Origin of the sequence: Pseudomonas sp. ML2-2023-6 (genome assembly GCF_037055265.1) — a bacterium.
GTDB lineage: Bacteria > Pseudomonadota > Gammaproteobacteria > Pseudomonadales > Pseudomonadaceae > Aquipseudomonas > Aquipseudomonas kulmbachensis.
In genome coordinates, this window is the sequence record NZ_CP146347.1 from 2,435,608 (window position 1) to 2,460,336 (window position 24,729).

22 protein-coding genes are annotated in these 24,729 nt (G+C 58.3%); 1 reads left to right on the forward strand and 21 read right to left on the reverse strand.

The window, feature by feature from the left end:
• The first annotated feature begins 262 nt into the window (after positions 1 to 262).
• On the forward strand, positions 263 to 532 hold the full coding sequence (locus tag V6L79_RS11370) for a short-chain dehydrogenase (protein ID WP_338580242.1): 270 nt from the start codon (positions 263 to 265) through the stop codon (positions 530 to 532).
• A 554-nt stretch (positions 533 to 1,086) separates the two neighbouring features.
• On the opposite strand, the gene nuoN is transcribed toward V6L79_RS11370, so the two are convergent.
• The 21 genes from nuoN to V6L79_RS11475 form a co-directional block, all read right to left on the reverse strand.
• A complete protein-coding gene (gene nuoN, locus V6L79_RS11375) occupies positions 1,087 to 2,556 on the reverse strand; it encodes an NADH-quinone oxidoreductase subunit NuoN (protein WP_261741589.1) in 1,470 nt (489 codons plus the stop codon).
• Positions 2,557 to 2,563: 7 nt separating this feature from the next.
• A complete protein-coding gene (gene nuoM, locus V6L79_RS11380) occupies positions 2,564 to 4,096 on the reverse strand; it encodes an NADH-quinone oxidoreductase subunit M (RefSeq protein WP_261741590.1) in 1,533 nt (510 codons plus the stop codon).
• A 38-nt stretch (positions 4,097 to 4,134) separates the two neighbouring features.
• Complete coding sequence (gene nuoL / locus V6L79_RS11385; RefSeq protein WP_261741591.1) at positions 4,135 to 5,988, reverse strand: NADH-quinone oxidoreductase subunit L; 1,854 nt, start codon at positions 5,986 to 5,988, stop codon at positions 4,135 to 4,137.
• Positions 5,985 to 6,293, reverse strand: coding sequence for an NADH-quinone oxidoreductase subunit NuoK (gene nuoK / locus V6L79_RS11390; protein WP_019412103.1), 309 nt, complete (start codon positions 6,291 to 6,293; stop codon positions 5,985 to 5,987). The genes nuoL and nuoK overlap by 4 nt, the downstream gene beginning before the upstream one ends.
• A 1-nt stretch (position 6,294) precedes the next feature.
• Complete coding sequence (gene nuoJ, locus V6L79_RS11395) at positions 6,295 to 6,798, reverse strand: NADH-quinone oxidoreductase subunit J (RefSeq protein WP_261741592.1); 504 nt, start codon at positions 6,796 to 6,798, stop codon at positions 6,295 to 6,297.
• A 9-nt stretch (positions 6,799 to 6,807) separates the two neighbouring features.
• Positions 6,808 to 7,356 (reverse strand): NADH-quinone oxidoreductase subunit NuoI, encoded by a 549-nt coding sequence (gene nuoI, locus V6L79_RS11400; RefSeq protein ID WP_016780194.1) that lies wholly within the window; start codon positions 7,354 to 7,356, stop codon positions 6,808 to 6,810.
• 12 nt (positions 7,357 to 7,368) lie between these two features.
• On the reverse strand, positions 7,369 to 8,376 hold the full coding sequence (gene nuoH, locus V6L79_RS11405; RefSeq protein WP_060691357.1) for an NADH-quinone oxidoreductase subunit NuoH: 1,008 nt from the start codon (positions 8,374 to 8,376) through the stop codon (positions 7,369 to 7,371).
• Complete coding sequence (gene nuoG, locus V6L79_RS11410) at positions 8,373 to 11,087, reverse strand: NADH-quinone oxidoreductase subunit NuoG (RefSeq protein WP_338580243.1); 2,715 nt, start codon at positions 11,085 to 11,087, stop codon at positions 8,373 to 8,375. Before nuoG ends, nuoH begins: the two co-directional genes overlap by 4 nt.
• 132 nt (positions 11,088 to 11,219) lie before the next feature.
• Entirely contained in the window at positions 11,220 to 12,575 is a 1,356-nt protein-coding gene (nuoF, locus tag V6L79_RS11415; RefSeq protein WP_261741594.1) for an NADH-quinone oxidoreductase subunit NuoF, read from the reverse strand.
• Positions 12,572 to 13,069 (reverse strand): NADH-quinone oxidoreductase subunit NuoE, encoded by a 498-nt coding sequence (nuoE, locus tag V6L79_RS11420; protein WP_261741595.1) that lies wholly within the window; start codon positions 13,067 to 13,069, stop codon positions 12,572 to 12,574. The genes nuoF and nuoE overlap by 4 nt, the downstream gene beginning before the upstream one ends.
• 2 nt (positions 13,070 to 13,071) lie before the next feature.
• A complete protein-coding gene (gene nuoC, locus V6L79_RS11425) occupies positions 13,072 to 14,856 on the reverse strand; it encodes an NADH-quinone oxidoreductase subunit C/D (protein WP_261741596.1) in 1,785 nt (594 codons plus the stop codon).
• Positions 14,857 to 14,929: 73 nt separating this feature from the next.
• Positions 14,930 to 15,604: an NADH-quinone oxidoreductase subunit B family protein gene (locus V6L79_RS11430; protein WP_019828514.1), complete on the reverse strand. Its 675-nt coding sequence runs from the start codon at positions 15,602 to 15,604 to the stop codon at positions 14,930 to 14,932.
• 10 nt (positions 15,605 to 15,614) lie between these two features.
• Positions 15,615 to 16,028: an NADH-quinone oxidoreductase subunit A gene (locus tag V6L79_RS11435; protein WP_003446990.1), complete on the reverse strand. Its 414-nt coding sequence runs from the start codon at positions 16,026 to 16,028 to the stop codon at positions 15,615 to 15,617.
• A gap of 673 nt (positions 16,029 to 16,701) precedes the next feature.
• Entirely contained in the window at positions 16,702 to 18,027 is a 1,326-nt protein-coding gene (aceA, locus tag V6L79_RS11440; RefSeq protein WP_003446991.1) for an isocitrate lyase, read from the reverse strand.
• A 231-nt stretch (positions 18,028 to 18,258) separates the two neighbouring features.
• Positions 18,259 to 19,002: a secretin N-terminal domain-containing protein gene (locus tag V6L79_RS11445; RefSeq protein WP_338580244.1), complete on the reverse strand. Its 744-nt coding sequence runs from the start codon at positions 19,000 to 19,002 to the stop codon at positions 18,259 to 18,261.
• 207 nt (positions 19,003 to 19,209) lie between these two features.
• On the reverse strand, positions 19,210 to 19,632 hold the full coding sequence (locus tag V6L79_RS11450) for a GNAT family N-acetyltransferase (RefSeq protein ID WP_338580245.1): 423 nt from the start codon (positions 19,630 to 19,632) through the stop codon (positions 19,210 to 19,212).
• A complete protein-coding gene (locus V6L79_RS11455) occupies positions 19,625 to 20,791 on the reverse strand; it encodes a cupin domain-containing protein (RefSeq protein ID WP_261741599.1) in 1,167 nt (388 codons plus the stop codon). Before V6L79_RS11455 ends, V6L79_RS11450 begins: the two co-directional genes overlap by 8 nt.
• 83 nt (positions 20,792 to 20,874) lie before the next feature.
• Positions 20,875 to 22,245, reverse strand: a complete 1,371-nt coding sequence (gene purB, locus V6L79_RS11460) for an adenylosuccinate lyase (RefSeq protein ID WP_261741600.1) — start codon at positions 22,243 to 22,245, stop codon at positions 20,875 to 20,877.
• Between the two features lie 126 nt (positions 22,246 to 22,371).
• A complete protein-coding gene (gene hflD / locus V6L79_RS11465; protein ID WP_261741601.1) occupies positions 22,372 to 22,995 on the reverse strand; it encodes a high frequency lysogenization protein HflD in 624 nt (207 codons plus the stop codon).
• Positions 22,992 to 24,125, reverse strand: coding sequence for a tRNA 2-thiouridine(34) synthase MnmA (mnmA, locus tag V6L79_RS11470; RefSeq protein WP_261741602.1), 1,134 nt, complete (start codon positions 24,123 to 24,125; stop codon positions 22,992 to 22,994). Before mnmA ends, hflD begins: the two co-directional genes overlap by 4 nt.
• Positions 24,126 to 24,184: 59 nt before the next feature.
• Positions 24,185 to 24,631 carry an NUDIX hydrolase gene (locus V6L79_RS11475; RefSeq protein WP_261741603.1) on the reverse strand — a complete coding sequence of 149 codons (447 nt, stop codon included), beginning with the start codon at positions 24,629 to 24,631 and terminating at the stop codon, positions 24,185 to 24,187.
• Positions 24,632 to 24,729: the final 98 nt, after the last annotated feature.

Below are 24,729 nucleotides of genomic sequence, written 5' to 3' on the forward strand. Positions count from 1 at the left end.
GGTGAGGGCCTATAGTCGGTGCTCGCCGATAAGGCGACCGGGTTTGGCGACCTGGAATAGCATTTAGTTAGCATGCGGTTGTTATATATGGCAGAGCGTGTATTTTGCTCTCGTTGCTATATGGCAGCTGTACGTGGGAGATCTTCGGGTCTGCCGGGTTTTCCTAAATGTTACCGGTTCGCCAACCCGCGTACAGTGGCCACCTTTTTTTGTTTGGCGACGAAAACAGTTGGTTCAAATTCGACATTTAGGAGTTTGATTAATGACTGGTTCATCGTTTATTCCGCTCACAGCCATCGACTGCACCATCCCCGCCTTATTGATTGATCGTAATGCCCCACTCGATGTACTTCATGCCAGCGCAGCCGCCCGTGTTCTGGCTGTGACCCAACTGATGGAAATGTTCTCCAGCCGCGAAATGCAGCAGGCCGACTCTATTGACCTCAAACATCTGGCCACGGTTGCGGCGCAATTGCTGCGTGATGGGTGTGACCTGTTGGATGTACTGGGTTGGCGTTTGCGGCCTGCTTGATCTTGTCTGTTTAACAGATGTGTTGAGTACATATCCGGCATTCGCGTTTAACTGGAATATCGGTTTCGCCCTTACGGCGAGGCACTTTTTCCAGACGCCGAAAAAGTACCCAAAAAGGCTTGCCCCGGCGTACGGCCTCCCTGTTTTGTTCACGTGTACTGCGCAATCTCCTGTAGCAGCTGCCGAAGGAACGAGGCTGCGTTCGGTTGCGAAGCGACCGTAAAACCTGAGTCCGGGATTTACCTGAATGAGCGCAGTGTCCGGCTTTGACGACGGCTGCGCCGCCGAACGCAGCCTCGTTCCTTCGGCAGCTGCTACAGGGTTTTGCGCAAGGTTCTGTGGTTTTTGCTTTTGCTTTTGCTGTAGCCACACGGTTGTCCAAACAACGCGAATGCCCCTCACAGAAGGCCGAAACCAATATTTCAGTTCGACACAAATGCCGGATATGTACGCGCTGGGCCAGTTGCTTTACGTCTGTAACACCGGGCGAAGGATCAACAAAAAACCCCGTGAAGGCCAGGCCTTCACGGGGTTTTGGGTACAGCAACTAGCGCTTAGCCAACCAGGCCCAGCGTTGCACGTTGTACCAGTTCCAGCATTGGCTGCGGGTAGACACCCAGGAAGAACACCATTACCGAAACCGCCAGCAACATTACGCCGCCGGCTTTTTGTTCCCAGTTCAGCGGAGCATCGTGGCGATGCAGTTTCGGCTCAACCAGGTACAGGGTCACCATCACACGCAGGTAGTAGAACACGCCAATGGCGCTACCCAGGATCAGGGAACCAACCAGCCACCATTGATGAGCTTCAACACCGGTCGCAATGATGTAGAACTTGCCGATAAAGCCAGCGGTCAGCGGGATACCCGCCAGCGACAGCATCATCACGGTCATCACCGCCGTCAGGTACGGACGACGCCAGAACAGGCCGCGGTACTCGTACAGCGCATCAGCGTCACGGCCTTTGTACGGCGAGGACATCAGAGTGATCACACCAAATGCACCCAGGCTGGTCAGCACGTAGGTGATCAGGTACACGCCAATCGCTTCCATGGCCATGCCTTTGCTCGCCACCAGGGCGATCAGCAGGTAGCCGAAGTGGGCGATGGACGAGTAACCCAGCAGGCGCTTGAGGTTGTTCTGGGTCAGGGCCAGCAAGTTACCGAACAGGATCGAGGCAATCGCGATCACGCTCAGTACGTCGCTCATCACGCCGGTAGTCGCCGAAGGCGTGATCTGGAACAGACGCACCATCACCGCAAACACCGCTACTTTTGACGCAGTAGCCAGGAACGCGGCAACCGGCGCCGGAGCACCTTCGTACACGTCTGGAGTCCAGAGGTGGAAAGGCACCAGCGACAGTTTGAATGCCAGGCCGACGAACATCATGCCCAGACCCAGCTGTGCCAGTGGCGCAGGTACGCCAGTGGCTGCCAGGGCGTGACCGATACCGCTGAAGCTCAGGCTGCCAGCTTCGGCGTACAGCAGCGCCATACCGAACAACAGGAACGCAGAGCCAGCGGCCGACAGCACCATGTACTTGATGCCGGCTTCCAGCGAACGCTTGTTGAAGAAGGCATATGCCACCAGACCGTAAACCGGTACAGAGAGCAGCTCCAGACCGATAAACAAGCCAGCCAGGTGTTGCGCGCTGACCAGCACGATACCGCCGGTCGCAGCCAGTAGCATCAGCAGGTACAGCTCTTCACGGTTACCGGGGTAACCCGTGCCGCCTTCACCCAGATAGGCGTGAGCCAGGGTGACGCAAGCCAGGGTGGAAGCCAGGATCAGCCCGATATACAGATAGGCGAAGTTGTCCATCATCAACAGCGGGGTGACAGCCAGTGGAGCAACTTTCAACGCCGGGAAGATTGACAGCAGTGCCAGGTTAAGACCCGCCACCGAAAGCAGGAAGGTCTGTGAGTGGTTGCGGCGCCACGCGATTGCCAGCATCACCACAACAACGGTGAGGCTGGTAATCAGCAGTGGAGCAAGCGCGATAAAGTGTTGGATCGTGAATTCCATAGCGCTCTTACCGGGCCGAAGCGAGTTGAGTGAAGGCGGTGCCGAGCCATTGCTGCACACCATGCATGGTCGCAGCGGAGGTATCGAGGAACGGTTGTGGGTACACGCCGATAAACACCAGCAATACCGCCAGACCGAGCACCATGATCAGTTCACGTGCATCCATGCCGGCCAGTACAGCGTCGGACTTGGATGGGCCGAAATAGGCGCGGTGAATCATGATCAGCGAGTAGACCGAACCAAACACCAGACCGGTCGTTGCAATCGCCGTAACCCAAGGGAAGCTGGCGAACGAGCCCATCAGGATCAGGAATTCGCCGACAAAGTTACCGGTGCCCGGCAAGCCCAGCGACGCGGCAGCAAAGAACAGGCTGATGGCCGGCAGGTAAGCAATCTTGGACCACAAGCCACCCATTTCACGCATGTCACGGGTATGCAGGCGTTCGTACAGTTGGCCGCTGAGGATAAACAGCGCCGCTGCCGAAACACCGTGAGCCAGCATCTGCATCACCGCACCTTGCAGTGCAAGCTGGCTGCCGGAGTAGATACCGATCAGCACGAAGCCCATGTGCGAAACGCTGGAGAATGCGATCAGACGCTTGATATCGGTTTGTGCGAAGGCCAGGAACGCGCCGTAGAAAATCCCGATCAGACCCAGGGTCATTGCAATCGGCGCAAACTCGGCAGATGCATTCGGGAACAGCGGCAGGGCGAAACGCAGCAGACCATAAGCAGCGGTCTTCAACAGGATACCGGCCAAATCGACCGAACCTGCGGTCGGTGCCTGTGCGTGAGCATCCGGCAACCAGGAGTGGAACGGTACAACCGGCAGCTTCACGGCAAAGGCAATGAAGAAGCCCAGCATCAGGATGTACTCGGTGGTGAGTGACATCTTGGTTTTCAGCAACTCGGCGTAGCTGAAGGTAATCACGCCGGTGCTGTTGAAGTTGACCAGCACCAGACCCAGGATCGCCACCAGCATGATCAGGCCGGAAGCCTGAGTGAAGATGAAGAACTTGGTCGCGGCGTAGATACGGGTTTTCTTGCCGTCAGACGAACTGTGACCCCAGAGCGCGATGAGGAAGTACATCGGCACCAGCATCATTTCCCAGAAGAAGAAGAACATGAACAGGTCGATGGCGAGGAACACGCCAACCACGCCGCCCAGGATCCACATCAGGTTCAAGTGGAAGAAGCCCACGTGACGCTGAATTTCTTTCCAGGAACACAGGACCGACAGCACACCGAGCAAGCCGGTCAGCAGGATCATCAGCAGCGACAGGCCGTCCAGCGCCAGGTGCACGCTGATACCGAAGCGTGCAATCCAGGTGTGCTGGAACTCAAGCGCCCAGGTCGGATCGGCGCCAGGCTGTGGCGCAAATGAGTAGTTCCCCTGAGACCACAGCCAAAGGCCGAGGGCAAGCTCAAGGGACATGGTCAGCAATGCAATCCAGCGGGGCAGGGTGGAGCCGAAACGCTCACCCAGCCAGCACAGGAGGCCGCCGATAAAGGGGATCAGGATTAGCCAAGGCAGAATCATGACGGGCTCAATTCCTTTCGCAAAGTCGAAGGTTCATATCAGACCGCTACCAGTACGATGGCGCCCATGACCAGTACAGCACCGGCGGCCATGGATGCAGCGTACCAACGCAGTTGACCGGTTTCGCTGCGGCTCAGGGCGTTATGCCCGGCCTTGGCCATCTTCGGGATCAAACCAATGGTCTGGTCCAGAGGATCTTTGGCCAGCAAGCGGCAGATCAACAGATACGGTTTGACGAACAGTTTGTCGTACAGCCAGTCGAAGCCCCAGGCAGCGAACCACCAGGCCGACAGGAAGCGACCGATGCCGCTGTTGGCGACTGCGGTTACAAAGCGACGCTTGCCCAGGTACAGCAGGGCGGCGAGCAGGATACCGGCAAGGGCGATGGCACCCGAGGCGATTTCCAGGCTGTGCTTGGCTTCACCGCCAGCATGGCCAACGCTTTGTGGCAGAACACCAGCCAGTGGCGGAGTGATCATGGCGCCGATAAAGGTCGACAGTACGATCAGCACGCTCAGTGGCAGCCAGTAGGTAACGCCGTGGCCCGCGTGGGCTTCAGTCTTGGCTTCACCGTGGAACGTGATGAAGATCAGGCGGAAGGTGTACAGCGAGGTCATGAACGCACCGACCAAACCGGCATACAGCAGTTCGTTGTTACCGCTGGCGAAGGCTTCCCAAAGAATTTCGTCCTTGGAGTAGAAACCGGCCGTCAGCAATGGCAAGGCAGACAGTGCCGCGCCACCGACGATAAAGCTGGCGTAGGCCAATGGCAGTTTTTTCCACAGGCCGCCCATCTTGAAGATGTTCTGCTCGTGATGGCAGGCAACAATCACCGCACCGGAAGCAAGGAACAGCAGGGCCTTGAAGAAGGCGTGGGTCATCAGGTGGAAGATCGCGCCGTCCCAGGCACCCACGCCCAATGCCAGGAACATGTAGCCAATCTGGCTCATGGTCGAGTAGGCAAGGATACGTTTGATGTCGGTTTGTACCAGTGCGGCAAAACCGGCCAGTACCAGGGTCACACCGCCGACGATGCCGACCAGGTGCAGTACGTCAGGCGCCAGAGTGAACAGGCCGTGGGTACGTGCAATCAGGTAAACACCTGCCGTTACCATGGTCGCGGCGTGGATCAATGCCGAAACCGGTGTAGGACCGGCCATCGCATCTGCCAGCCAGGTTTGTAGCGGCAGTTGTGCAGATTTACCCACAGCGCCGCCCAGCAGCATCAGGGTGGCCAGCACGATCCAGAAATCACCGGCCTGGAACTTCTGCGGTGCCAGAACCAGCAGCTCTTGAATATTCAGCGTGCCCAGTTGCTGGAACAGGATAAACAGGCCGATGGCCAGGAACACGTCGCCGACACGGGTCACGATAAAGGCTTTAAGTGCGGCGTTACCGTTGTTGCGGTTGCTGTAGTAGAAACCGATCAACAGATACGAGCACAGGCCCACGCCTTCCCAGCCGAAGTACACGAACAACAGGTTATCGGCCAGGATCAGGAACAGCATGCTGGCGATAAACAGGTTGGTGTAGGCGAAGAAACGCGAGTAGCCGTCTTCACCGCGCATGTACCAGGAGGCAAATACGTGGATCAGAAAGCCCACACCGACGACCACACCTAGCATGGTCACCGACAAGCCGTCCAGGTGCAGGGCGAAGTTGGGTTTGAAATCACCCACCGACATCCACTGCCACAGCACTTGCGTGAACTGACCGCCTTCAGGCGGCGACACGTTGAATTGCCAAATCACAAACGCGGCCACGATGGCCGACAGGCCAATGGAGCCGACGCCGATCACGGCCGAGAGGTTTTCGCTGAAGCGTCCACGGGAGAACGACAGCAGCAAAAAGCCGAGCAGGGGGAATACGAAAGTCAGAAAGAGAAGGTTCATCCGCGCATCTCACTGGCAGCATCGATATCAAGCGTATGGAAGCGGCGATACAGCTGCAGCAGGATCGCCAGGCCAATACTGGCCTCAGCGGCTGCCAGGGTGATCACCAGGATGAACATGACTTGCCCATCCGGCTGCGCCCAGCGTGCACCGGCAACGATGAAGGCCAGTGCAGCGGCGTTCATCATGATTTCCAGACTCATCAATACGAAGAGAATGTTGCGACGTACCATCAGGCCAACCAGACCGAGGCAGAACAGGATGCCGGCCACTGCCAGTCCATGTTCGAGAGGTATTCCTGGCATCTTATTGCTCCTTCGCCTCAGTACGGCCCAAGTGGAACGCCGTCACAGCTGCAGCAAGCAGCAGCATCGAGGCGAGTTCGACCACCAGCAGATACGGACCGAACAGGCTGATGCCCACGGCTTTAGCATCGATGGTGGTTTGACCGATTGCAGCACCGCTCTGGTGAGCGAACAGCACGTACAGCAGTTCGGCCAGCAGCAGGGCGGACAAAATGGTTGGCCCGATCCAGATCCCCGGCTTGAGCCAATGGCGTTCTTGCGTCACCGAGGCAGGGCCTTGGTTGAGCATCATCACCACGAACACAAACAGCACCATGATGGCACCGGCGTAGGCGATCACTTCGAGCACACCGGCAAACGGTGCGCCCAGGCTAAAGAACGTCATCGCCACGGCAATCAGCGAAATAATCAGGTAGAGCAGGGCGTGCACAGGGTTGGTGTTGGTGATCACGCGTAGCGTGGACACGACAGCGACACCCGATGCGAAATAGAAAGCGAATTCCATCGTTCTTCCTTAAGGCAGCAAGCTCTTCACGTTGATCGGCTCGGCTTCGTTCTGGGCAGCGCCTTTCGGCTTGCCTTCAACGGCCATACCAGCAACACGATAGAAGTTGTAATCAGGGTTCTTACCGGGACCGGAGATCAGCAGATCTTCTTTCTCGTACACCAGATCCTGACGTTTGAACTCGGCCATCTCGAAATCCGGAGTCAGCTGGATTGCGGTGGTCGGGCAGGCTTCCTCACACAAACCGCAAAAAATGCAGCGTGAGAAGTTGATGCGGAAGAACTCCGGGTACCAACGGCCATCTTCGGTTTCGGCTTTTTGCAGCGAGATGCAGCCAACCGGGCACGCTACGGCGCACAGGTTACAGGCTACACAACGCTCTTCACCGTCCGGGTCGCGGGTCAGGACAATTCGGCCACGGTAACGCGGTGGCAGATAGACCGGTTCTTCCGGGTATTGCAGCGTGTCACGCTTGCGGAAGGCATGGCCAAACACCATCACCAAGCTGCGAAGCTGGGTGTAGGTGCCATGCACGATGTCAAACAGGTACTTGAACATGGGTCTCTATCCTCACTGAACCGCGCCGGCAGGCGTGTTTAACAACACGACTGCAGCGGTCACCAGCAAATTGATCAGGGTCAGCGGCAGGCAGAACTTCCAGCTGAAGTCCATCACTTGGTCATACCGTGGGCGCGGAATAGAAGCGCGCAGCAGGATGAAGATCATGATGAAAAACGCGGTCTTCAGGGCGAACCAGATAAACGGGATCTGCGGCAGGATGCCGAAAGGCCCGTGCCAGCCACCGAAGAACAAAGTCACCAGCAACGCCGAGATCAACACGATCCCGATGTATTCACCGACGAAGAACATGCCCCATTTCATGCCGGCGTATTCAATGTGGTAACCATCGGCCAGTTCCTGTTCTGCTTCCGGCTGGTCGAACGGGTGACGGTGAGTCACGGCGACGCCAGCGATGAAGAAGGTCAGGAAACCGAAGATCTGCGGAATGATGAACCACAGGTTCTGCGCTTGATATTCAACGATGTCGCGCATGTTGAACGAGCCAACCTGCACCACGATGCCCATCAGCGCCAGGCCCATGAACACTTCGTAGGACACGGTTTGCGCCGAGGCACGCAAGGCACCCAGCAACGCGAACTTGTTGTTGCTCGACCAGCCTGCGAACAGCACCGCATAGACCGAAAGACCGGCCATGGCGAAGAAGAACAGGATGCCAATGTTCAGATCCGCCACGCCCCAGGTCGGGGTGATCGGGATAATCGCGAAGGCGATCAGCAAGGCGCTCATGGCCACGACCGGTGCCAGGGTGAAAATCACCTTGTCGGCAAACGGAGGGGTCCAGTCTTCCTTGAAGAACATCTTGATCATGTCGGCTGCGATCTGGAACGCGCCGAACGGGCCCACGCGGTTCGGACCGTAACGGTCTTGCCACAGGGCCAGCAGGCGACGTTCAACCCAGCTCAGCAGCGCGCCGCAAACCACTACGGCGAGCAGGATTACCACGGCTTTGAGCACCGAGATAATCACGTCGATCACTTCAGGCGTAAACCAGGTCATTGGGCTGCCTCCTGCAAACCGTCAACGGTAAGGCCAAAGATCGCAGGCGGAATACCTGCCAGGCCAGCAGGCAATGCCACCAGGCCTGAACCCAGCTCTTCATTGATGCGCAGCGGCAGACGCAGGGTCACACCGGCAACGTTGAGGCTGAGCAGGGCGCCATCATTCACACCCAGGCGGTCGGCTTCGGCTTTGGCCAATGCGATGTAAGCGGCTGGAATGCGTTCCTGAACCGGCGCGGCCTTGGAAGAGTTCTCTTCGCTGCCCAGCAGGTGGAAGAACGGCACGACTTGCCAGGTGCCGCGTGCCGGGTTGAAAGCGCCCGGAATGTTGGCGGACCAGTTCAGCGAATCACCTTTGCTTTCGATCAGGCGGGTGCCTGGGTCGCCAGCGCGGATATGACCACCGACTTCGTCCTGGAACTTGTTCCACGCTTGTGGCGAGTTCCAGCCCGGCGACCAGGCGAACGGCACTTGTTGGCGCGGTTCGACAGAGCCTGAGTAACCTTCCATGGAGTAGGCGAACGCGGTGTCCGGATCTTGTGGGGTACGTGGCTCGTGCACGCTGATATTGGCGCGCATTGCGGTACGGCCACTGTAACGCAGCGGTTCGCGAGCCAGCTTCATGCCTTTGATACGGAACGCAGCAGACGGCGCGGCATCAACGATGCGGGCGAGTGCAGGTGTGCTCGCAGCAGTGGCTTGAGTCACGTGGTCGAGCAGAGTCCAGTCAACCGGCTTGTTCAGCAGGGTGCTGCGCAGGGCATGCAACCAGCGCCAGCCTTCGTGAACCAGGATGCTGGCGTCCAGGTAAGTCGGGTCGAACACCTGGAAGAAGCGCTGGGCGCGGCCTTCCTGGCTGACCAGAGTACCGTCGCCTTCAGCGAAGCTGGCAGCCGGCAGCACCAGATCGGCACGGTCGGTGGTGGCAGTCTTCTGGTGGTCAGCAACGATGACTACTTTGGCAGCGTCCAGAGCAGCATTGACCTTGACGGCGTCAACGCGAGTGAACAGGTCGTTTTCCAGTACCACGATGGCGTCGGCTTTACCGTCGATCACCGCTTGCAGGGCGGCGTCTACCGAGTCGCCGCCGAGCATGGCCAGGCCGAGGCTGTTGGCTTCCGGCACGATCAGGCTGATGGAACCGGCTTTCTCGCGCAGGTGCAGGGCCTTGGCGATATTGCCTGCGGCTTCGATCAGGGCTTTGGAGCCCAGCGAAGTACCGGCAATGATCAGTGGGCGCTTGGCCGCGAGCAACGCGTCAGCGATACGCTTGGCCAGTTCCAGTGCTTCAGCATCCAGACCGGTAACGGCAGGTGCGCTGGCATCAATGGCGTGGGCCACGGCGAAACCGATGCGGGCCAGGTCGTCTGGAGCGGCGTGAACGCATTCTTCAGCCACGTCGTCGAGCTTGGTTTCAGCCAGGCTGGCGATAAACAGCGGGTTCAGCGCGTGCTGGCCGATGTTTTTCACCGCGGCGTCGAGCCAAGGCTGAACGCGCATGGCGTCAGCCATGTCTTCAGCCTTGCCCTTGACCGATTGACGCAGCGACAGCGCCATACGGGCAGCGGTCTGGGTCAGGTCTTCACCGAGGACGAAAATAGCGTCGTGATCTTCGATCTCGCGCATGTTCGGCACTGGCAGTGGGCTGTCTTTGAGAACTTGCAGCACCAGACGGATGCGCTCCAACTCACCGGCTTCGATGCCGGAGTAGAAGTGCTCGGCGCCGACCAGTTCGCGCAACGCATAGTTGCTTTCGAGGCTGGCGCGTGGCGAACCGATACCGACGATGTTGCGACCGCGCAGCAGGTCAGCGGCTTTATCCAGTGCAGCGTCGAGGCTCAGCTTGGTGCCGTCTGCCAGCAATGGCTGACGTGGGCGATCTGTGCGGTTGACATAGCCATAGCCGAAACGGCCACGGTCACACAGGAAGTACTGGTTAACCGAACCGTTGAAGCGGTTTTCGATACGGCGCAGCTCGCCATAACGCTCGCCCGGGCTGATGTTGCAGCCGCTGGAGCAACCGTGGCAGATGCTTGGCGAGAACTGCATGTCCCACTTGCGGTTGTACCGCTCGGAGTGGGTTTTGTCAGTAAACACGCCAGTCGGGCAGACTTCGGTGAGGTTGCCCGAGAACTCGCTTTCAAGCACGCCGTCTTCAACGCGACCGAAGTACACGTTGTCATGGGCGCCAAATACACCGAGGTCAGTGCCGCCAGCGTAGTCTTTATAGAAGCGTACGCAGCGATAGCAGGCGATGCAGCGGTTCATTTCGTGGGAAATGAACGGGCCCAGTTGCTGGTTCTGGTGGGTACGCTTGGTGAAGCGATAACGGCGCTCGTTGTGGCCGGTCATCACGGTCATGTCTTGCAGGTGGCAGTGACCGCCTTCTTCGCACACGGGGCAGTCGTGCGGGTGGTTGGTCATCAGCCATTCAACGACGCTGGCGCGAAACACTTTCGCTTCTTCGTCGTCAATGGAGATCCAGCTACCGTCGGTGGCCGGGGTCATGCACGACATGACGATCCGACCACGCTTGTCGTTCTCGTCGGTGTACTGCTTGACGGCGCATTGGCGGCAAGCGCCAACACTGCCCAAGGCAGGGTGCCAGCAGAAATACGGGATATCGAGGCCTAGCGACAGACACGCCTGTAACAGGTTGTCTGCCCCATCGACTTCGAGATCTTTGCCGTCTACGTGGATAGTGGCCATGGTTCAAAGGTCTTCGTTGGCCCGGTGTCAGCGGGCGTGGCTAATGGAATCTTGTTATGTGTTCGAAACAACTCAGCCTTACGGCGTTATCGAACGATCAGAGAGCGGCACGGACCGCTCTCCTTCAGAACGTTACGCGCCGATAACAATCGGGCGTGCCAGAGGTGGAACCCCAGGTTTTGCTTGCGCAATACCGGCTTCGAACTCTGGACGGAAATACTTGATCGCGCTGCCCAATGGCTCCACGGCACCCGGTGCGTGAGCACAGAACGTCTTGCCAGGGCCGAGGAAACCGACCAGACCCAGCAGGGTCTCGATATCGCCGGGCTGACCTTCGCCGTGTTCGATCGCCATCAGGAGCTTGACGCTCCATGGCAGACCATCACGGCAAGGGGTGCAGAAACCGCACGATTCGCGAGCAAAGAACTGTTCCATGTTGCGCAGCAAAGACACCATGTTGACGCTGTCGTCGACGGCCATGGCCAGACCAGTACCCATACGGGTGCCGACCTTGGCGATGCCACCGGCGTACATTTGTGCGTCCAGGTGCTCCGGCAGCAGGAAGCCCGTACCGGCGCCGCCTGGCTGCCAGCACTTGAGCTTGAAGCCGTCACGCATGCCACCGGCGTAGTCTTCGAACAGCTCGCGAGCGGTGACGCCGAACGGCAGTTCCCACAGGCCAGGGTTCTTCACTTTGCCGGAGAAGCCCATCAGCTTGGTGCCGTGGTCTTCGCTGCCTTCGCGGGCGAGGGATTTGTACCAGTCAACGCCGTTGCCAATGATGGCCGGTACGTTGCACAGGGTTTCAACGTTGTTCACGCAGGTCGGCTTGCCCCATACGCCCACAGCGGCCGGGAAAGGCGGCTTGGAACGCGGGTTGGCGCGACGGCCTTCGAGGGAGTTGATCAGTGCGGTTTCTTCACCGCAGATGTAACGCCCGGCGCCGGTGTGAACGATCAGTTCGAAGTCAAAGCCCGAACCGAGGATGTTCTTGCCCAGCAGGCCTGCTGCCTTGGCTTCTTCGACAGCACGGCGCAGGTGCACGGCAGCGGTGGTGTATTCGCCACGCAGGAAGATATAGCCGCGGTAGGTTTTCAGTGCACGGGCACTGATCAGCATGCCTTCGATCAGCAGATGGGGCAGTTGCTCCATCAGCATGCGGTCTTTCCAGGTATTGGGTTCCATTTCATCGGCGTTACACAGCAGGTAACGGATGTTGATGGATTCGTCTTTAGGCATCAGCCCCCACTTCACGCCCGTGGGGAAGCCCGCGCCGCCGCGACCCTTGAGGCCCCCGTCTTTCACGGTCTGGACGATATCGTCCTGAGACATGTCAGCGAAGGCTTTGCGAGCGGCTGTGTAACCGTCCTTGGCCTGGTACTCGTCGAGCCAAACGGCCTCGCCGTCGTCACGCAGACGCCAGGTCAGGGGGTGGGTTTCTGCCGAACGCTTGATCAGGTTGGCAGGGCCGAAAGAAGTCAGACTCATGGGTAGGCCTCCAGCAACGTGGCGACGCCAGCAGGCTGCACATCACCGAATGTGTCGTCGTCGATCATCAACGCCGGCGCCTTGTCGCAGTTGCCCAGGCAGCACACTGGCAGCAGCGTGAAGCGGCCGTCAGCAGTGGTCTGGCCCAGGCCGATGCCCAGCTTGTTCTGGATTTCGCCGACCACTGATTCGTGGCCGCCGATGTAGCAGACCATGCTGTCGCACACACGAATGACGTGGCGGCCAACGGGCTGGCGGAAGATCTGGCTGTAGAACGTGGCCACGCCTTCAACGTCGCTGGCAGGGATGCCCAGCAGTTCGCCGATGGCGTAAATGGCACCGTCCGGCACCCAGCCGCGTTCCTTCTGAACGATCTTCAGGGCTTCGATCGACGCTGCGCGTGGATCTTCGTAGTGATGCATCTCGTGCTCGATGGCCGAGCGCTCGGTTTCGCTCAGGGCGAAACGGTCTGTCTGGATAAGCGTGCTGTTCATGCTTAGCGGTCCACGTCGGCCATAACGAAATCGATACTACCCAGGTACGCAATCAAGTCCGCGACCATTTCACCTTTGATCACCGAAGGGATCTGCTGCAGGTGCGGGAAGCTTGGAGTACGAATCCGGGTGCGGTAGCTCATGGTGCCGCCATCGCTCGTCAGGTAATAACTGTTGATACCCTTGGTCGCTTCAATCATCTGGAAGGATTCGTTGGCCGGCATTACCGGGCCCCACGAAACTTGCAGGAAGTGCGTGATCAAGGTCTCGATGTGCTGCAGCGTGCGCTCTTTAGGTGGCGGCGTGGTCAGCGGGTGATCCGCCTTGTACGGGCCAGCTGGCATGTTGCGCATGCACTGCTCGATGATTTTCAGGCTCTGGCGCATTTCTTCGACACGCACGATGCAGCGATCGTAGGCATCACCGTTGGCCGCCAGCGGGACTTCGAATTCGAAGTTCTCGTAGCCGGAGTACGGGCGTGCTTTACGGATGTCGAAATCGCAACCGGTCGAACGCAGGCCAGCACCGGTGACGCCCCATTCCAGGGCCTCTTTGGTGTTGTAGGCGGCAACGCCGATGGTACGACCACGCAGGATGCTGTTGTCCAAAGCGGCTTTTTGGTACTCGTCCAGACGCTTTGGCATCCAGTCGATGAATTCCTTGACCAGGCGTTCCCAGCCGTTCGGCAGGTCGTGTGCAACGCCGCCGATGCGGTACCAGGCCGGGTGCAGACGGAAGCCGGTGATGGCTTCGATCACTTTGTAAGCGCGCTGACGGTCGGTGAAGGTGAAGAACACCGGAGTCATGGCGCCCACGTCCTGGATGTAAGTCCCCAGGAACAGCAGGTGGCTGGTGATACGGAAGAACTCGGCCATCATGATGCGGATGGTATCGACCCGGTCCGGCACCTTGATCCCGGCGAGTTTCTCAACCGAGAGCACGTACGGCAGGTTGTTCATCACGCCGCCGAGGTAGTCGATACGGTCGGTGTACGGGATGAAGCTGTGCCAGGACTGGCGTTCGGCCATTTTCTCGGCGCCACGGTGGTGGTAGCCGACGTCTGGCACGCAGTCGACGATTTCTTCACCGTCCAGCTGCAGGATGATACGGAAGGCGCCGTGAGCCGAAGGGTGGTTCGGACCCAGGTTGAGGAACATGTAGTCCTCGTTCTCGCCGGAACGCTTCATGCCCCAGTCTTCAGGACGGAAGCGCGCAGCTTCCTCTTCCAGTTGCACTTTGGCCAAGGTCAGGCTGTATGGGTCGAACTCGGTGGCACGGGCCGGGAAGTCCTTGCGCAGCGGGTGACCTTCCCAGGTCGGCGGCATCATGATGCGCGACAGGTGCGGGTGGCCTTTGAAGTCGATGCCGAACATGTCCCAGACTTCGCGCTCGTACCAGTTGGCGTTCGGCCAGATACCGGTCACGGTCGGTACGCTGAGGTCGCTCTCGGACAAGGCGACCTTGATCATTACGTCACTATTACGCTCAAGCGACATCAGGTGATAGAAGACGGTGAAGTCTGCACCCGATGGCAGGCCCTGACGCTTGGTGCGCAGACGTTCGTCTACACCGTGCAAGTCATAGAGCATGACGTAAGGTTTTGGCAGGTTACGCAGGAAGGTCAGGACTTCAACCAGTTTTGCGCGGGTAACCCAAAGCACCGGCATGCCGGTGCGTGTGGCCTGGGCGGTGAACGCTTCAGGGCCAAAACGGGTGTTCAGTTCGACAACCACATCTTGGTCGTCAGCCTTGTAAGGCGGGATGTACAGAGCGGAGCCTGTAGTCATGGTTTTTTATCGCTTTCGGTCAACGTAAAGAATGAAGCCAGGGTTTCGTTCTATGGATAGAAACGGCGCTGGATCAAACTTCGTCGGGGCTGCGCAGGTTGGTTACCTGAATACGCTGTTCGCGGCGCTGTTCCTTTTGGGACGGCATCTCGGCGCGGTAAACGCCTTGGTCACCGACAACCCAGGAAAGTGGGCGACGCTCCTGGCCAATCGACTCTTGCAAGAGCATCAAGCCTTGCAGAAAAGCCTCTGGGCGGGGTGGGCAGCCTGGCACGTAAACGTCCACGGGCAGGAACTTGTCGACCCCTTGAACCACGGAGTAGATGTCGTACATGCCGCCGGAGTTGGCGCAAGAACCCATGGAGATAACCCATTTAGGCTCAAGCATTTGCTCATACAGACGCTGAATGATCGGCGCCATCTTGATGAAGCAAGTACCGGCAATAACCATGAAATCCGCCTGACGCGGCGATGCCCGGATAACTTCGGCGCCAAAGCGCGCGATGTCGTGGGGCGCCGTGAAGGCGGTGGTCATTTCCACGTAGCAGCACGAAAGGCCGAAGTTGTACGGCCACAGGGAGTTTTTACGCCCCCAGTTGACCGTGCCGTTCAGCACGTCTTCGAGTTTGCCCATGAAAATGTTTTTGTGGACTTGATCTTCTAACGGATCGGCAACGGTTTCCCGTGTGCCGATCGGGTATTGCTCGTTAGGAGCATCCGGGTCGATCCTGGTGAGTTCGTATTGCATTGCCAAAGCCTCATTGTTTCAGCTTGGCCTGCCGCTTACGACGAGCTTCCGGTGCCCAATCAAGAGCACCCACCCGAAATAGGTAGACAAGGCCTGCCAACAGAATTGCTATGAAAACGAGAGCTTCGACGAATCCGGTCCAGCCGCTTTCGCGAACAGACACAGACCATGCAAAGAGAAAGAGGGCTTCGATATCGAAGATCACGAACAGCATCGCGACCAGATAGAATTTGGCTGAGAGCCGCAAGCGGGCGCCACCGGTAGGTAGCATGCCGGACTCGAACGGTTCGTTTTTACTGCGCCCCCAGGCTTTTGACCCGAGGAGGCTGGAAACACCGAGCATGAAGGCACAAAGGCCGACAACACCGAGAAGGAAAATGGCAAAGCCCCAGTTGTGGGCTATGAGTCCTGTCGCTTCGGGCATGCTGGAAATCCTTAACAGAGAGCAAAGGTCTCTGAGCTTGAAAAGGTAATAAAGCAGTGACGTTATGTCGCAGTGCTATTGATTGCCGGGATTTTATGGCTAAACACCCAGCAAGTAAATTTTCTAAGATGAATTAATTCAGTCCTTTAGTGGTATGGCCTTCCTTGAATGTGCTGTAGGCCTTGTGGTCCGGGCATTACAGCGTGTTTCAGGGAATATCTTTTACAGGGCTGGTAATCAACAACAGCAACTCTAAATGATAATCAATACTGTTTAAGTGTGTTGCCTTGCGTCGGGTTGGTTGAAGTTGGCTTATATATGCGCAGTTAGCAAGTTTTGAACTTGGCTTTGTAGCGCGGTTTTTATTTTGAGGCATGGATCTGGGTCAAGTTTTTGTCGAAGGTGAGGAGGTTCTGTAGCAGCTGGCGAAGGAACGAGGCTGCGTTCGGCGGCGGAGCCGTCGTAAAACCTGATACCGCAGTGGGTCAGACAAACCCGGGACGAAGGATTTACGGTCGCTGCGCAACCGAACGCAGCCTCGTTCCTACGGCAGCTGCTACGCAGGGATGTAAGTCACCCCGCAGGCAAAAAAACGCCCCGAACCAGTCGGGGCGTCATGTAAAAGGCATTGCGTTTTTGCTTTACGGGCTGGGCAATGGCCGTGGTTCCACTATCAGTGGAACTGTTCTTCTTCAGTCGAGCCGGTCAGGGCGGTTACCGAAGACGAGCCACCCTGGATTACGGTGGTCATGTCGTCGAAGTAGCCAGTGCCCACTTCCTGCTGGTGCGCAACAAAGGTGTAGCCTTTGGCGGCGTCAGCAAATTCCTGCTCTTGCAGTTTTACGTAGGCAGTCATGTCGTTGCGGGCGTAGTCGTGCGCCAGGTTGAACATGCTGTGCCACATATTGTGGATGCCAGCCAGGGTGATGAACTGGTGCTTGTAGCCCATTGCCGACAGTTCGCGCTGGAACTTGGCGATGGTCGCGTCGTCCAGGTTTTTCTTCCAGTTGAAGGAAGGCGAGCAGTTGTACGACAGCAGTTGGTCCGGGTATTCCTTTTTGATCGCTTCAGCAAAGCGGCGGGCTTCGTCCAGATCCGGCTTGGCAGTTTCGCACCAGATCAGGTCGGCATATGGAGCGTAGGCCAGGCCGCGAGCGATGGCTTGATCCAGGCCAGCGCGCACTTTGTAGAACCCTTCCTTGGTGCGTTCGCCAGTGACGAACGGCTGATCGTATGGGTCGCAGTCAGAGGTCAGCAGATCAGCCGCGTTGGCGTCGGTGCGGGCCAGGATGATGGTCGGTGTGCCTGCAACGTCAGCTGCCAGACGAGCAGCGGTCAGCTTTTGTACGGCTTCCTGGGTAGGGACCAGTACTTTGCCGCCCATATGCCCGCATTTTTTAACCGATGCCAGCTGGTCTTCGAAGTGAACGCCAGCGGCGCCTGCTTCGATCATGCTTTTCATCAGCTCGTAAGCGTTCAGTACGCCGCCGAAGCCGGCTTCAGCGTCAGCCACGATTGGGGCGAAGTAGTCGATGTAACCTTGGTCGCCCGGGTTTTTACCGGCTTTCCACTGGATCTGGTCAGCACGGCGGAACGAGTTGTTGATGCGCTTGACCACGGTTGGAACGGAGTCCACCGGGTACAGCGACTGATCCGGGTACATGGATTCGGCAGAGTTATTGTCTGCCGCCACTTGCCAACCCGACAGGTAGATAGCCTGGATACCGGCTTTTACCTGTTGTACTGCCTGGCCCCCGGTCAGGGCGCCCATGCAGTTGACGAAATCTTTCTCAGGACGGAAGGACGGGTGTGCGCCCTGTGTCACCAGTTTCCACAGCTTGTCAGCGCCCATTTTTGCAAAGGTGTGCTCGGGTTGAACCGAGCCGCGCAGGCGGACCACGTCAGCAGCGGAATAATCGCGAGTCACGCCTTTCCAGCGTGGGTTTTCGGCCCAGTCTTTTTCAAGGGCTGCAATTTGCTGTTCGCGTGTCAGTGCCATGGAGATAAACCTCGTCGCATAGGTCTGGGTTGAAAAATATTTGCTCCACCAGGCACACAACAATGTTGTTTGGCGTGAATGGCTACTCGCTGCCGGTACAGGCTCCAGAGCCTTTGCGGGGTCTCTGATCAGCGGGAGCGGGGCCATCATGCCTTTGCATTTTTGAGGCGTCAAATGTTTTGTAGTGCTTTTTTTATAACACTACATAATTGCGTAAAAACGACTTGCCGGTCAGTTTTGGCCCTTTTGGTCGAGTGCGTCGACTTTAACCCGCAGCGTCAGGTCATCCCGGCCTTGAGTAGAGTAGCTGCGGGTTTGCGCCTGATTATCGGTCTGGTTTTGGCCGTTGATGCCTGCCAGGGTGATCCACTGGCCGAGAGGGCCGCTGACCTGTGTGTCGGTACTCTGTGTGTTCACTACATCCGGCTGCTCCTGGCTCATACGGTCACGGGTCGTGCTTATCGCCAGGTGTACCGTTTCACCTGTGACGCTGGCGGTGACATAAAAACCCCGAGTGACGTTGCGATAGTCGGTCTGTGTCAGGACCCGGCCGTAGGCGTCTGTCTGGGTGCTGGTGAGCGGCACGCTGTGCCCGGTCTGGATAAATGCCGGAGTGCCTTCGGTGGTCTGGATTTGCTGAACGCCGCCGTCGCGGCTGGCGGTGCTGATGACGCGGGTGTTCGGGGCGGTGTTCGACAGGTTGCTGTCGCGGGTGTCGACAGTGATCAGCAGGCGTTTGGCAGGTTTGTCGAGTTGTGCGAGCAGGTCTTCGAGGTTTTGAATCTTTGAGGTGGATGCCTCGACGATCAGTTGGTTGCCGTAGGCGCTGACTTTGCCGTTTTTGCCAATAAAGTTCTGCGCGATGGGTAGCAGATCGGTGCTGGTACGGTTTTGCAGGGTAATCACTTGAGTGTCGGCAAGGGCGCCAAGGCTTGCCAGCATCAGCAGGCCCGCGATGAAGGGGCGTAGGGACATGTCCGTTATCTCCGCAATGCTTGAAAGAACTGAGCGTGAGTGTGCCAGATAGCAAAACGCCCTGCGATCCGGGGATGGCAGGGCGTTTTGGAATAGGCTTTTGTAGCCGCTGCCGAAGGCTGCGATAAGGGCCGAAGGCCCTTCAACATCAGGGTCGCTTCGCAACCCATCGCAGCCTGCGGCAGCGGCTACACAGGTTTACGCAAATCAGCTCACACGCACCATATCAACATGGGGAATCCCTGCTTCGAGGAATTCTGCGCTGACGATCTTGAAGCCCAAACGCTCATAGAACGGCGTGGCATGCACTTGTGCACTGAGCATTTGCTGCTTCAGGCCGCGCTTTTCAGCCTCTTCGATCGTGGCTTGCATCAGCGCATCGCCGACTTTCAGGCCGCGCCAGTCCTTGAGGACCGATACACGACCGATATGGCCGTCCGGCAACAGCCGGGCAGTACCAATCGGAAAGTCGCCTTCATAAGCCAGAAAATGCACAGCATCGGCATCGTCTGCATCCCACTCCAGTTCTGGAGGTACAGATTGTTCGGCAATAAACACCGCCTCACGAATGCGTCGAAGTTCGGCGTTGTCCTTTTGCCAGTCGGCGACACGTACGTGAATGCTATTCATCAGCGAACCCCAGGCTTCCTTGTTTGACCAGCTCACAGAGCAGGTTGCGTCCGTCTTCATCGGCCAGCCATGCGCCGAGGTTGTCGGTGTGCAGCGCGTCAGCGGCGCAGATCATTTTCAGCAGCTCGCGCAGTTTGCCTGGCAGCAGGCGGCTTTGACCGCTGGCGAACAACAGCAGGTCTTCATCCACTTCAGACCAGGCCAGGCGTGCGCTCGGGTTGCGAATCAGGATGGCGCCCTGTTCCAGGCTGCCCAGCAGGTCTTCTTCTTCGAGTTCAGGGCCGACCACGAGTTCCGGGTAGCGCGGCTCGGTCATGAACTGGCCGAACCAGGTCAGCAGCATGCGCTCGTCGCTCATGTGCTCGGTCAGCAGGCTCTTGAGGCGGCCAAGGGCGTCATGCTGGATTTGGTGCGGGTCGCTTACCGGCTGTGCATCGGCGTCGGTGTAGCGATCTTCATCCGGCAGGTACTGGCTGAGGAAGTCGGTGAAGTGGGTCAGCACTTCGGCGGCGCTCGGGGCGCGGAAACCTACCGAGTACGTCAGGCAGTCGTCCACGGCAACGCCGCAGTGAGCCAGGCGCGGTGGCAGGTAAAGCATGTCGCCAGGCTCCAGGGTCCACTCGTCGGTGGCCTGGAAGTCGGCCAGGATGCGCAGGTCGGCATGTTCCAGCAGCTTGCTTTCGGAGTCGCACATCTGGCCGATCTGCCAGTGGCGCTGGCCGTGGCCTTGCAGCAGGAACACATCGTAGTTGTCGAAGTGCGGACCCACGCTGCCACCGGGGGCGGCGTAGCTGATCATCACGTCGTCGATGCGCCAGCTTGGCAGGAAGCGGAAGTTTTCCAGCAGCTCGCCGACTTCCGGCACGAACTGGTCAACCGCTTGCACCAGCAGGGTCCACTCGCGCTCTGGCAGTTTGCCGAACTCGTCTTCGGCGAACGGGCCGCGGCGCAATTCCCATGGGCGCTCGCCGTGTTCGATGATCAGGCGCGATTCGACTTCTTCTTCCAGTGCCAGACCGGCCAGCTCGTCGGCGTCGATCGGGCTTTCGAAGTCAGGAATGGCCTGACGGACCAGCAATGGCTTCTTCTGCCAGTAGTCGCGCATGAACTCGCGTGCAGTGATGCCGCCCAGAAGTTGAAGAGGAATATCAGGATTCATGTGTAACCTATTGAAAAAATGCACTTTGTAATCGGGAATAAAAACGCCCGGCACGGCCGGGCGTTAATAGGTCGTTGCAGCGATCAGATGCGCTTGGCTTGCTCGACCGCGTTGCCAATATAGTTGGCAGGGGTCAGCAGTTTCAGCTCGGCTTTGGCCGCTTCCGGCATTTCAAGGCCGTCGATGAAAGTTTGCAGCGCTTGAGGGCTGATGCCCTTGCCGCGGGTCAGCTCTTTGAGCTTTTCGTACGGGTTTTCAATGTTGTAGCGGCGCATTACGGTCTGAATCGGCTCAGCCAGGACTTCCCAGCAAGCATCCAGGTCGGCAGCGATTTTCTGAGCGTTCAGCTCAAGTTTGCTGATGCCTTTGAGGCTTGCCTCGTACGCGATCACGCTGTGAGCAAAGCCCACGCCGAGGTTGCGCAGTACGGTGGAGTCGGTCAGGTCGCGCTGCCAGCGAGAGATTGGCAGCTTGCTGGCCAAATGCTGGAACAGGGCGTTGGCGATACCCAGGTTGCCTTCGGAGTTTTCGAAGTCGATCGGGTTGACCTTGTGCGGCATGGTCGAGGAACCGATTTCGCCAGCGATGGTGCGCTGCTTGAAATAGCCCAGGGAGATGTAGCCCCAGATATCGCGATCGAAGTCGATCAGGATGGTGTTGAAACGGGCGATGGCGTCGAACAGTTCGGCGATGTAGTCGTGCGGCTCGATCTGGGTGGTGTACGGGTTGAAACCCAGGCCCAGTTCGTCTTCGATAAAGGCGCGGGCGTTTTCTTCCCAGTCGATATCGGGGTAGGCCGACAGGTGGGCGTTGTAGTTGCCCACGGCGCCGTTGATTTTGCCCAGCAGTGGTACAGCAGCCACTTGAGCGATTTGACGCTCAAGACGGTAAACCACGTTGGCCAGTTCCTTGCCCAAAGTGGTCGGCGAAGCCGGCTGACCGTGGGTGCGCGACAGCATTGGCACGTCGGCGAACTTGATTGCCAGCTCGCGGATGGCGTTGCTGGTTTGACGCATCAGCGGCAGCATCACGTCATCACGGCCTTCGCGCAGCATCAGGGCGTGGGACAGGTTGTTGATGTCCTCGCTGGTGCATGCAAAGTGGATGAATTCGCTGACGTTGGCCAGTTCAGGCAGCTTGGCGGCCTGTTCCTTGAGCAGATACTCAATGGCTTTTACGTCGTGGTTGGTGGTGCGCTCGATCTCTTTGACGCGCTCGGCGTGCTCCAGAGCGAAGTTTTCTGCCAGTTCGTTGAGAACGGCGTTAGCTTCGGCGGAGAAGGCCGGGACTTCAGGGATGGCAGCGTGAGCAGCCAGGCGCTGGAGCCAGCGAACTTCAACCAGAACGCGAGCACGGATCAAGCCGTATTCGCTGAAAATTGGGCGCAGGGCCTGGGTTTTGCCGGCGTAGCGGCCGTCAACAGGGGAAACCGCAGTGAGCGAAGAGAGCTTCATGGGGTGTTCTCGGACAGTCGGGCAACGAAATGGGGCGCGTATCATACATGAAAAAAACGGCCGGTCCGTTGCCAAGTGACCGGCGTCATACGCGTATCGAATTTAAACCTGTGCCTGCTGCGTGCTTCAGTTGCCGCGCAGCATCGGGTAAAGCTCTTTGAGCAGCTTGCGGCGGCTGATGACCAGCTGCCAGCGGTGGCCACCCAATTGGCGCCAAAGCCGTGCTGAGCGGATACCGGCCAGCAGCAGAGCGCGAATTTTTGAGGCGTTGTTCGGTTGCTGCAGGTTGCGCATGTCGCCATGCACCTGGATCCGCTGGCGCAAGGTGCTCAGGGTGTCCTGATACAGTGCGCCGCAGGCAGCGACCACGTTTTCGTGGGCCGGGCCGAAATGCTCGACCTGGGACTGGATCTGCGGCAAGCGTTTGCCGATCAGTTCCAGCATGTCGTTGCGCTTGGCCAGTTGACGTTCAAGGCCGAGCATCGACAGCGCATAGCGTAAAGGCTCGCGCTGCAAGGTGTTGGGATCGCGCTCAAGGGCGCCGATCAGGGCACGATAGCCTTCGCGCAGGTTGATGTCGTCACCGCCAAACACTTCCAGGGTGTCTTTAGGGTCGCGCACCAGCAGACTGCCGAGCATGCAGCTCAGATCGGCTTCGCTGACCTGTCCGGTCTTGGCAATCTTGTCCACCAGTACGGCTGCGAGAAACACGCCGCCCAGGGCTACCAGTTGCTCCTGAGTCGGGTTCATGGGCGCTTGCCCTTGCTGGACCAGGGCTCGGCCACTTCGATCACGCCGCCACCCAGGCAGACTTCGCCATCGTAAAACACCACGGACTGGCCAGGAGTGACTGCGCGCTGCGGGTCATCGAAAGTTGCGCGATAGCCGGTGGCGGTTTTTTCCAGGGTGCAGGGCTGATCGCCTTGGCGATAGCGAACCTTGGCTGTCAGGCGCAGCGGGGTGCTCAGATCAATCGGGTTGACCCAGTAAATCTCGGAGGCGAGCAGGGCGCCGGAGAACAGCCACGGGTGATCATTGCCTTGGCCGACGATCAGCTCGTTGTGCTCCAGGTCTTTGATCAGCACGTACCACGGCTCGTCGCTGGCGTCTTTCAAGCCGCCAATGCCCAGGCCCTGACGCTGACCGATGGTGTGGTACATCAGGCCGTGGTGGCGACCGATGACTTCGCCTTCGGTGTTTTTGATTTCACCGGGCTGTGCCGGCAGGTATTGCTTGAGGAAGTCGCTGAAGCGGCGCTCGCCGATAAAGCAGATTCCGGTGGAGTCTTTTTTCTTCGCCGTGGCCAGATCGTGTTTTTCAGCGATTCTGCGCACTTCGGGTTTTTCCAGCTCGCCGACCGGGAACAGGGTCTTGGCGATTTGCTCGCCGCCGACGGCATGCAGGAAGTAGCTTTGGTCCTTGTTCGGATCCAGGCCCTTGAGCAGCTCGGTACGGCCATCAATGTCCCGACGGCGCACGTAATGGCCGGTGGCGATCAGATCGGCGCCGAGCATCAGGGCGTAGTCGAGGAACGCCTTGAACTTGATTTCACGGTTGCACAGGATGTCCGGGTTCGGCGTACGACCGGCCTTGTATTCGGCCAGGAAGTGCTCGAACACGTTATCCCAGTACTCGGCGGCAAAATTGGCAGTGTGCAGCTTGATGCCAATTTTGTCGCACACGGCCTGGGCGTCTGCCAGATCATCCATGGCGGTGCAGTAATCCGTTCCGTCGTCTTCCTCCCAGTTCTTCATGAACAGGCCTTCCACCTGGTAGCCCTGCTCCATGAGCAGAACGGCGGACACGGAAGAATCGACACCGCCGGACATACCGACAATGACGCGCTGCTTTTCGGGGGCGACTAAGGCTGGATCACGCATAAGGTTTCAATGAGTGTCTTGAAAAAGGACGCGATTCTAGCAGGCCCAGGCGCTCAAGGCTAAACCGAAGGGCGGATTAACGACAGGTCGAACAATTTACCGCTCAGATAATCGTCGATGCACTGCAGGGTCATCTCGCTGCGCCAGCGTTCGCGCTGCTCCAGCAGCTCGTCACGGGTTAGCCAGAGCGGGCCGATGATGCCAGTGTCCAGTTGGTATTCCGGGTGGTGCTTGACGGCCTTGCCGGCAAAGCAGATGCGCTGGTAGGTCACGCCGTTGCTGGGGGCGGTGTACAAATAAATGCCGATTACGCCGGTCAGTTCCACGTCATAGCCGGTTTCTTCGAGGGTTTCGCGGATGGCGGCGTCGATCAGGCTCTCGTTCGGGTCCAGATGCCCGGCCGGTTGGTTAAGTACGACCTGTTCGCGTTTTAACTCTTCAACCATCAGAAAGCGGCCATTGTCTTCAACGACTGTGGCGACGGTGATGTGGGGTTTCCATTCCATGGGGTGGGTCTCGAGGGTGATTAATCTGTGGGAGCGAGCCTGCTCGCGAAATTTTCAAGAGCGCTGCGATTATCCACTAAATACTCGGTCGTTCACGA